At 66.8% G+C, this 8,775-nt stretch carries 8 protein-coding genes; 1 reads left to right on the plus strand and 7 read right to left on the minus strand.

The window, feature by feature from the left end:
- Positions 1–38 precede the first annotated feature (38 nt).
- From RMN95_RS07905 to RMN95_RS07920, 4 genes are all read right to left on the minus strand, one after another.
- Complete coding sequence (locus tag RMN95_RS07905; RefSeq protein WP_309616391.1) at positions 39–1,331, minus strand: IS256 family transposase; 1,293 nt, start codon at positions 1,329–1,331, stop codon at positions 39–41.
- Between the two features lie 554 nt (positions 1,332–1,885).
- Positions 1,886–2,905, minus strand: coding sequence for a 1,4-dihydroxy-2-naphthoate polyprenyltransferase (locus RMN95_RS07910; protein ID WP_397545267.1), 1,020 nt, complete (start codon positions 2,903–2,905; stop codon positions 1,886–1,888).
- A gap of 19 nt (positions 2,906–2,924) precedes the next feature.
- Positions 2,925–4,034: an AMP-binding protein gene (locus RMN95_RS07915; protein ID WP_309616392.1), complete on the minus strand. Its 1,110-nt coding sequence runs from the start codon at positions 4,032–4,034 to the stop codon at positions 2,925–2,927.
- 1 nt (position 4,035) lies between these two features.
- Positions 4,036–4,449: a hypothetical protein gene (locus tag RMN95_RS07920; protein ID WP_309616393.1), complete on the minus strand. Its 414-nt coding sequence runs from the start codon at positions 4,447–4,449 to the stop codon at positions 4,036–4,038.
- Between the two features lie 52 nt (positions 4,450–4,501).
- Between RMN95_RS07920 and RMN95_RS07925 the strand changes: the two genes are divergently transcribed.
- Complete coding sequence (locus RMN95_RS07925) at positions 4,502–5,497, plus strand: o-succinylbenzoate synthase (RefSeq protein ID WP_309616394.1); 996 nt, start codon at positions 4,502–4,504, stop codon at positions 5,495–5,497.
- Positions 5,498–5,510: 13 nt separating this feature from the next.
- Here RMN95_RS07925 and ccsB read toward each other — a convergent pair whose 3' ends face one another.
- From ccsB to RMN95_RS07940, 3 genes are all read right to left on the minus strand, one after another.
- The gene (ccsB, locus tag RMN95_RS07930) at positions 5,511–6,464 is read right to left on the minus strand and encodes a c-type cytochrome biogenesis protein CcsB (RefSeq protein ID WP_309616395.1); all 954 of its coding nucleotides are present in this window, start codon (positions 6,462–6,464) and stop codon (positions 5,511–5,513) included.
- Complete coding sequence (locus tag RMN95_RS07935) at positions 6,461–8,131, minus strand: cytochrome c biogenesis protein ResB (protein WP_309616396.1); 1,671 nt, start codon at positions 8,129–8,131, stop codon at positions 6,461–6,463. The genes ccsB and RMN95_RS07935 overlap by 4 nt, the downstream gene beginning before the upstream one ends.
- Positions 8,106–8,775: cytochrome c biogenesis protein CcdA (locus RMN95_RS07940; RefSeq protein ID WP_309616397.1), on the minus strand; the 670-nt coding region annotated here is incomplete at its 5' end. The genes RMN95_RS07940 and RMN95_RS07935, both read right to left, overlap by 26 nt.

Genomic DNA, 8,775 nt, shown 5'->3' on the forward strand with positions numbered 1-8,775 from the left:
GGGACTATCTCATGAACGGTGTTTCCGGCGGTTCTCATTTAGTAGGTCTCCGCGGCCGGCCAGCGGTCTGCGAAGGTGATGGCGAAGGCGTTCAGCGCGGGCTTCCAGCGCATCGTCCATCGGGTGCGGCCACGACCGGTGGGGTCGAGGCTACGAGTGACAAGATACAAGCATTTCAGTGCGGCTTGCTCGGTCGGGAAGTGACCTCTGGCTCGCACGGCGCGCCGGTACCTCGCGTTCAACGATTCGATCGCGTTCGTGGAGCAGATCACGGTGCGGATCTCGAGGTCGTAGTCCAGGAAGGGGATGAACTCTTCCCATGCGTTCTCCCAGAGCCGGGTGATCGCACCATACCGTCTGCCCCACTTCTCGGTCAGCTCGTCCAGGGCCGCCCGGGCGGCGTTTGGGTTCGGGGCGGTATAGATCGGCTTGACGTCGCGTTTGAGCGCGTCCCAGTCCTTCTTCGACGCCAACCGGAAGGTGTTACGGATCAGGTGGATGATGCAGGTCTGCACCGTCGTCAGCGGCCACACGTTGGCCACGACGTCGGGCAGACCCTTCAGGCCGTCGCAGACGAGGAAGAACACGTCCCTGACACCGCGGTTGCGGATGTCGGTCAGGACACTCATCCAAAACTTCGCGCCCTCACCACCGGTGCCAGCCCACAGGCCGAGAACATCCTTCTCGCCAGCCAGAGTCACTCCGATCGCAGCATATACGGGCCGGTTCGCGACCTGCCCGTCTCGAATCTTCACCACGATAGCGTCGATGAAGACCGCCGCATAGACCTCGTCGAGTGGCCTGGCGGACCATTCGTTCATCTCCTCAATCACCTTGTCCGTGATCCTCGAAATCGTCTCCTTCGACACTGATGCCCCATAAATCTGGGCGAAGTGCGCACTGATCTCACCGGTGGTCAAACCGTTCGCATACAGCGACAGCACGATCTCCTCGACCCCGTTCAAACGCCGTTGGCGTTTCTTCACGATCTGCGGCTCGAACGACCCGTCTCGATCCCTCGGGACCTCGATCGTGACCTGACCGGTCGCCTCGGTCAGCACCGTCTTGGGTCTCGTTCCGTTGCGCACGTTCGCGTTCTCACGAGCAGGGTCGGCACGGTTCTTCTCGTGCCCGAGGTGCTCTGTCAGCTCCTCGTCCAACGCTGTCTCGAGCACATTCTTCGTGAACAGCTTCAACAGCCCGTCCGGCCCCGTCAGGGCAAGGCCTTGCTCTTTGGCTAGCCGGACGAGCTCGGCCGCCGCGGCCGCCTCCGCGGATCGGTCATCACCATCATGTTTCTTCGAACTCACAGCATCCAGTGTCGTAGTCATCACGGCACCCTTCCCGCCACGCTCACGCGCGGCGCGTCAAGCCGGAAACACCTTTTAATGCACAGTCCCGATCCGTCCTGCCGCCTCGAGCGCGCTTCATCGAGAACGCCACTTATGCTGCCTAAACCACGATCTACCCAGCAAAAGTGGCGTTCTCGATGCCCGGCGGGAGCAACCGAGCGGAGCGGGCGCGGACGGGACGGGTGGTGGGGCGGGGCGGGACGGGACGGGTGGTGGGACGGGAGCGCGGGGCGGGACGGGGCGGGGCGGGGCGGGAGGGGTGGCGCGGGCGGGACGGGGACGCGGGTGGGCACGCGAGCGCGGACGGGGCGGGACGGGACGGGACGAGACGGGGCGGGACGGGGCGGGAGGGGTGGTGGGGCGGGATGGGTGGCGCGGACGGGACGGGGACGCGGGTGGGCACGCGAGCGCGGACGGGGCGGGACGGGACGGGCGCGGGCGGCGGGCGCACGCACATGCGGTGCCTCGGCCCGCGAGGACGGCCGACCGAGGCGGTGCGCCGAGGATGTATGTCGCGCGGGGCAGCTCCAGCGTTAGAACGCGATGGCCCAACCGAGGCCTAAGCCGTAGGCGAGGGCCACGAGCGCGCTCAGCCGCAGGGAGATGATCAGTTCGCCCGGTGTTTTCGCACTGATGGTGATGCCCACTGCCGGGATCGCGGCCAGCAGCACGAAGTAGACCAGGTACGCGTTGTCATAGAACAGCGTAAAGAATGACAGGATCCCGAACGGCGCCAGCAGCAGCACGCCGAACACAATCCGCGATGCCCGGTTGCCGATCAGCACGGCGAGGGTGCGTTTGCCGGCCAACTTGTCCAGGGCGATATCCCGGATGTTGTTGACCATCAGCACCGCGCAGGCGATCAGCCCGATCGCTACCGCGGCCAGCCAACTCTCCAGCGTTACGGTCGCGGCGAGTGCGAAGGTGGTTCCGGCGGTGGCGACGAGGCCGAAGAAGACGAACACAAAGAGCTCGCCGAGACCGTAGTAGCCGTAAGGCCGCTTTCCGCCGGTGTAGAAGTAGGCCGCGACGATCGCCACGGCACCCACCCCGAGCAGCCACCACTGTCCGGTACGAATCACGATCACCAGGCCGGCGATCGCGGCGACGCCGAAGAATCCCAGCGCCACGATGAGTACGGTGCGGGGTCTGGCGGCTCCGGATGCGGTCAGGCGGCGGGGGCCGACGCGGTGCTTATCGGTGCCGCGGATGCCATCCGAGTAGTCATTCGCGAAGTTCACCCCGATCTGCAGGCTGAGAGCGACGACCAGGCACAGGATCGCCCGGAGCCAGTGCCAGCCGGGCCCGGCATCCTCGTGCGGCAGCACGTACGCGGCCGCGGTGCCGAGGGCGACGGGCGCAAGGGCCAGCGGCAGTGTCTGCAGCCGGGCTCCGCCGATCCAGTCGCGCGCGGTCGCTTTCTTCACCTTCGCAACGCCGGGCGGGCGACCGCCGGGTCGTCGACTTTTGCCGCCTCCGGAGGCCGAGCCCTTCTTCGCACTGGGCGCGGGGACGGACTTCGGATCGATGCGCTGCTGCTTCGGAGTTGCCACGGAAGGAGTGTACTGGGCCTTAGCCTCGGGCGTGCTCCGCCAGCGCGAGCCGATCGGGCTTCCCTGATGCAAGCAGGGGGATCGAGTCGACCACCACGATGCGGGTGGGAGCGCAGGCGCGCCCGAGCGTCGCGGCCACCGCATCCCGAAGCCCCTCGATCGGCATCGCCACCGTGCTCACCACGACCGGCGTATTGCCCCACTGTGGATGCGGCGTCGCCACCACGACAGCCTCACCGAGCCCCGGCAGGGCGCGCACCGCGGCCTCAACCTCGGCGAGTGAAATCTTCACTCCACCCGAGATGATGACGTCATCCACCCGGCCGGTGATGTTCAGGATGCCGCGGGCCAAGCTGCCCGCATCGTCGGTGCGATACCACCGCCGGCCGTCGGCCTCGTGGAAGGCCGCGTCGGTGCGGGCGGGATCGCCCAGGTATCCGTGCGCAAGCACACTGCCCGCGAGCTCGACGCGACCGTCGACAATGCGCACCTCGGTGTCGCCGATCGGCTCGCCATCCCACACGCACCCGCCGGAGGTTTCGCTGGATCCGTAGGTGCGGGTGAGGGTCAGCCCCAACCCGAGCGCCTGGGCGAGCAGCGCCGGCGGGGTCGCCTGCCCGCCGAGAAGGATCCGGTCGAAGCGACGCAGGGAATCGAGGGCGGCATCCTGCTCGATCAGTCTCGAAAGTTGGGCGGGCACGAGCGAAATGAACCGCAGTGAGGCGTCGAGTTCGCGGGCGGCATCGACGAAGCGGGCGCCGGTCGAACCTTCCGGGGTGATCGTCACCGGTTCGGTCTGCGAGGCGAGCGACCGCACGAGGACGGCGATGCCGGCGATGTAGTGGGCGGGCAGCGCCATGAGCCACTGTCCCGGCCCGCCCAGTCTCACCTCGGATGCCGCGGCGCTGGCCAGCAGCGCGTCCGCTCCCAGGGCAACGCGCTTCGGGCTGCCGGTCGAGCCGCTCGTCTCCACCACCACGGCGACTCGCTGCTCGACGGTCGCGGGGACGCCGGCGGGGCTGCCCGGATGCGGCATGATCGCGGGCCCATCACCGCTCAGTGCAGCCCGCAGCGCCGCGAACACCGCCGCGACATCGGCCGAGTCGACGACCCTCAGTGGTCGTGACATCTCAGGACCGCGTTCCGCCGAAGAACTGCAGGATCGCGAGCAGCACCAGGGGGTTTGCGAGCATCCCGAGCAGAATTCCGACGACACCGGTGCGGCGGCCGCGTCTCACGATGATCGCCACGATGCCCATCAGAACCGCGACTACGGCAAGGCCGACCGCGAGGTAGCCGAGCACGATCCCCAGTTCGAAGTCCCCGGCGCTGGCGCCCACAATTGCGACAACCTGCACCACGCCCGCCACCACCGCGAGGGCTATGGCGAGCGCGCCCATCCACGGCCACGGGGCGCGGGCGGCGGCGGGAGGTGCGGCAGGCTGCTGTTCGGGCTCGCTGAGCGGGGCATCCACCGTCTGGTTCTCGATGAACATCGGCACGACTTTGAGGGGAACTCGCTCCACCGGCCCTGGACTGCTCACGGACTTCACCCTAATCGACGACGAACCCGCTCTCATGATCCAGACTGGGGCGATGCTCCCCACCGACGTGACGCTGCCCCCTCTCGACGACCTTCTCGGCACCGCGCGGGTGGTGACCCTGCCGCTTGTCACCAGATTCCGCGGTATCGAGCTGCGCGAGGCGATGCTGCTGGAGGGGCCGAATGGATGGACCGAGTTCTCGCCGTTCACGGACTACGGCGACGACGAGGCATCCCACTGGCTGGCCGCCGCGGTTGATTTCGGATGGGCGCCTACGCACCCGCTGTTACGCGAATCGGTGCGGGTCAACGCCACACTGCCCGCGGTTGCCCCCGGCGAGGTGGCACACATCCTGGACCGGTTTCCCGGTTGCCGCACGGTCAAGATCAAGGTCGCCGACTTCGGACAGGTGCTGGCGGATGACGTCGCCCGAGTCGCGGTAGCGCGCCAGTACCTCGGGCCGGAGGGTCGCATCCGCATCGACGCGAACGCCGGTTGGACCGCGGATGAGGCGGAGAAAGCCATTCACGCCCTCGCCGGGTTCGACCTCGAGTACGTCGAACAGCCCTGCGCGACGGTCGAGGACCTTGCCCAGGTGCGCCAGCGGGTGAAGTACATGGGCATCCCCATCGCCGCGGACGAGAGCGTGCGGAAGGCCGCGGACCCGCTGGCCGTCGCTCGGGCCGGAGCCGCCGACATCCTGGTCATCAAGGCACAGCCCCTGGGCGGCATCACAGCCGCGCTCGCGATCATCGCTGAGGCGGGGCTGCCCGCGGTGGTATCGAGCGCCCTCGACACCTCGGTCGGCATCTCGATGGGACTGCATCTTGCCGCGGCGATCCCCCAACTGGAATTCGACTGTGGCCTGGCCACGGCGTCTCTTTTGGCGATGGATGTCACGGATGCCCCGCTGCTCCCCGTCGACGGGCAGCTGAGCGTGCAGAGGATCATCCCCAGCACCGCGCTGCTCGCCAGTCAGGCCGCGACCGCCGACCGCACCAACTGGTGGCTGGCGCGGCTTGAGCGTTGCTACGAGCTGCTCAGGTAACCAGCTCCGCCGGTTACAGGCCGCTATAAGCGTGGAGCCCCTTGAAGAACAGGTTCACGATGGTGAAGTTGAACACCACGGCGCTGAAGCCGATGATCGCGAGCCATGCCGAGCGTGAGCCGCGCCATCCGCGGGTCGCCCTGGCGTGGAGGTAGCCCGCAAAGATAGTCCAGATGATGAAGGTCCAAACCTCTTTCGTGTCCCATCCCCAGTATCGACCCCAGGCGCGCTCGGCCCACACCGCGCCGGCGATGAGTGTGAAGGTCCAGAACACGAAACCGACAACGATGAGCCGGTACGCGAGGGTCTCCAGTGCGTCAGCGCCGGGGAGGGTGTCGAGAAACCTTAGTCTCACGGCCTTCCCTGCGGCACGCCTGGCCTGCAGCAGCTGCACGATCGACAGCGCGGCCCCCAGGGCGAAGAATCCCGTGCCGAGCGATGCTACGAACACGTGGATCACGAGCCAGGCCGACTGCAGCGCCGGCGGAAGCGGCACGACATCGACATAGAAGTTGGTCGTGGCGATACCCAGGGCGATGAGGGCGAAGCCCACCACGAACGAGCCGAGGAACCGCAGGTCCTGCCAGAACTGCACCACCAGGAACACCCCGACGATGATCGCCGTCGCGGTGAGGGTGAACTCGAACATGTTCGCCCACGGAACCCGGCCGGCGGCGAATCCGCGGAGGACTGCTGCGCCCACGTGCAGCGCCCATCCGATGACGGTCAGCGCGAACGCCATCCGCAGGTAGCGGGGGCCCTTCGTGCGGGTGTTGGCCGGGGCATCCACTCGCTCCAGAAGGGCGGTCGAACCGACCGACGCTGAAGGGATTCGAGCAGCGCGCGGAGCGGCGACACTCACCGATCGACGGGACAGGTCGAGCGTGAACATGATGAAGGCGATCGTGTAGATTGCCATGGCCGAGTACACGGCGACGTTGGAGTAGAGCACGAACGTTTCGGTCACGATGTCACCCTAAGCCCGGATTCATCAAGATTCCTGAGTTGATCCAGGTGTCGATCGGCGATGTCGGCCACCGCCGCGTCGAGGCCTGGGTCGTCTCCGCGCGCGAGACCCGCGTACTCGAGCGCCACGGTTCCGTCGTCGCCGGTGATTGCGGTGATCCACATGCGACGACGGGGGATGAAGAGACTGGTTACGAGCCCGGACAGCACGAGAATTGCGAACACCAGCACCCAGCCCTGAGCCGGATCGTGGTGCACATCAAGCGAGGCGAATCGTGGGATCGAGCTCAGTTCGATGCTTCCCAGCCCGTCAGGGAGATCGACCCGGTCGCCGGGGGCCAGCTTGATGGTCGCGGCGTCGGCTTTGCGCCCGGCAATCTGGGTAAGGGAGTCGGTATTGAGTGCGTACGCGTTCGAGCTCGTGCCGTTGTCGAGACCGAGGTCGCCGGTGTAGACCTCCATGGTCAGCTGCGGATTGATCAGGTCAGGGTAGCTGGATGCGAGGGTGCCGAGGTTTGTGAGCACCGCCGTGGGGTAGAAGAGCGCACGGATTCCGATCTGCTCTTTCAGGCCATCCGGAATCTTGATCACCCCCAGGCTGAACAGGTTCGCGTCCTGGGGAAGGAACGCGGTCGGCTGGGAGAACACGACCGTTCCCTTGGGGTCGCGCACCGTGACGACGGGCGCGTAACCGTTACCGAGGAGGTACACCTGGGTGTCACCGATTGCCAGCGGCTCGTTGACCTTGATCGTCGACTGCTGCGCCTGGCCGCCACCGAGAGTGGCGGTGACGTTCGCCGTGTAATCGAGCACCTGGCCGATGGCATTGCTGTCGAGGTTGTCCTCATACTTCGGCACGAAGGTATCGAGCGCGATGGAATACGGTCGGAGCGCCGCATCCGTGAAGAAACGACCCGGATTGAACGAGTCGTAGCTCGCCAGCGAGTTCGACAGGGCGTAACCCTCGACGACGACCCGTTGGCCCGTGTACCCGAAACCGCCCCCTAGCCCCACGGCCACCAGCACGCCGATGAGGGCGCAGTGGAACACCAGGTTTCCGGTCTCACGCAGGTAGCCGCGTTCCGCACTCACCGAGACCGACCCGCCATTCGTGTACAGCTCGGTGCGGTAGCCCTGTCGGCGCAGCACGCGCTGACCCGCGGCGATCGCGGTCGCGGCATCCGTGCCTGACTGGCGGGTGGTGAACCCCTCGAGCCGCGACAGGTTCGCCGGGGTCTTCGGCGGGCGGGCGCGCAGGGCATCGAAGTGGTGCTTTGTCCTCGGGATGACGCACCCGATCAGCGAGATGAACAGCAGCAGGTAGATGGCCGAGAACCAGAACGACGAGTAGGTGGTGAACACCTGCAGGTTCTCGAGGATGGGGGCAACAGTGGGGTTATTGGCCTTGTACTGGATGACGCCGTTCGGGTCGGAGCTGACCTGGGGCACCAGCGAGCCCGGGATCGCAGCGATCGCGAGCAGCAGCAGCAGGAATAGGGCGGTGCGCATGCTCGTGAGCTGCCGCCAGAAGAACCGCAGGTAGCCGACCGGGCCGAGCTTCGGCTGGATGATCTTGTCGAGCTCAGGCAGCCCGGCGGAGTCGACATAAGTCGAGTCGACATGACCGGTCGAGTCGAAATGATCAGAGGGGCGAGAGGAATCCGTCACGAAGCACCCCCCCGAAATACGAGAGGAATGAGCCCCAGGCGCCGGTCACCATCAGCAGGCCCATCAGGACGAGCAGCGCTCCACCGACGATGTTGATGACGCGGAGGTGACGCTTGACCCAGCCCAGGGTTCCCCCCACCCAGCCGAAGCCCAACGCGACGAGCAGGAACGGGATGCCGAGACCGAGGCAGTAGAAGACGCCGACGATCGCGGCCCGGCCGGGGTCGCCCTGGTAGGTCGCGAGGGAGGTGACGGCGATGAGCGTTGGGCCGATGCAGGGCGTCCAACCGATTGCGAACACCGCGCCGAGTACGGGCGCTCCCGCGAGCCCAGCGCGAGGCCGCCACGAGGGCTTGATGGAGCGCTGCAGGAACGTGACCTGGCCGATGAACACCAGCCCGAGCAGGATGACGATCGCCCCCGCCACGCGGAGGATCAGGTCACCGTACTGCAGCAGGAACACCCCCACGGTGCTAGAGAGCACGATGAAACCGAGGAACACGACGCTGAACCCGAGCACGAACAGCCCGGCACCCAGCACCGTGCGACCGCGGCGTGACACACCGGCCTCGGTCGTACCCGTGACGTAGCCGAGGTATCCCGGAACCAGCGGAAGCACGCACGGCGACAGGAACGACAGCAGG

The organism is Salinibacterium sp. (genome assembly GCF_031364185.1).
In the GTDB taxonomy this organism is placed as follows: domain Bacteria; phylum Actinomycetota; class Actinomycetes; order Actinomycetales; family Microbacteriaceae; genus Rhodoglobus.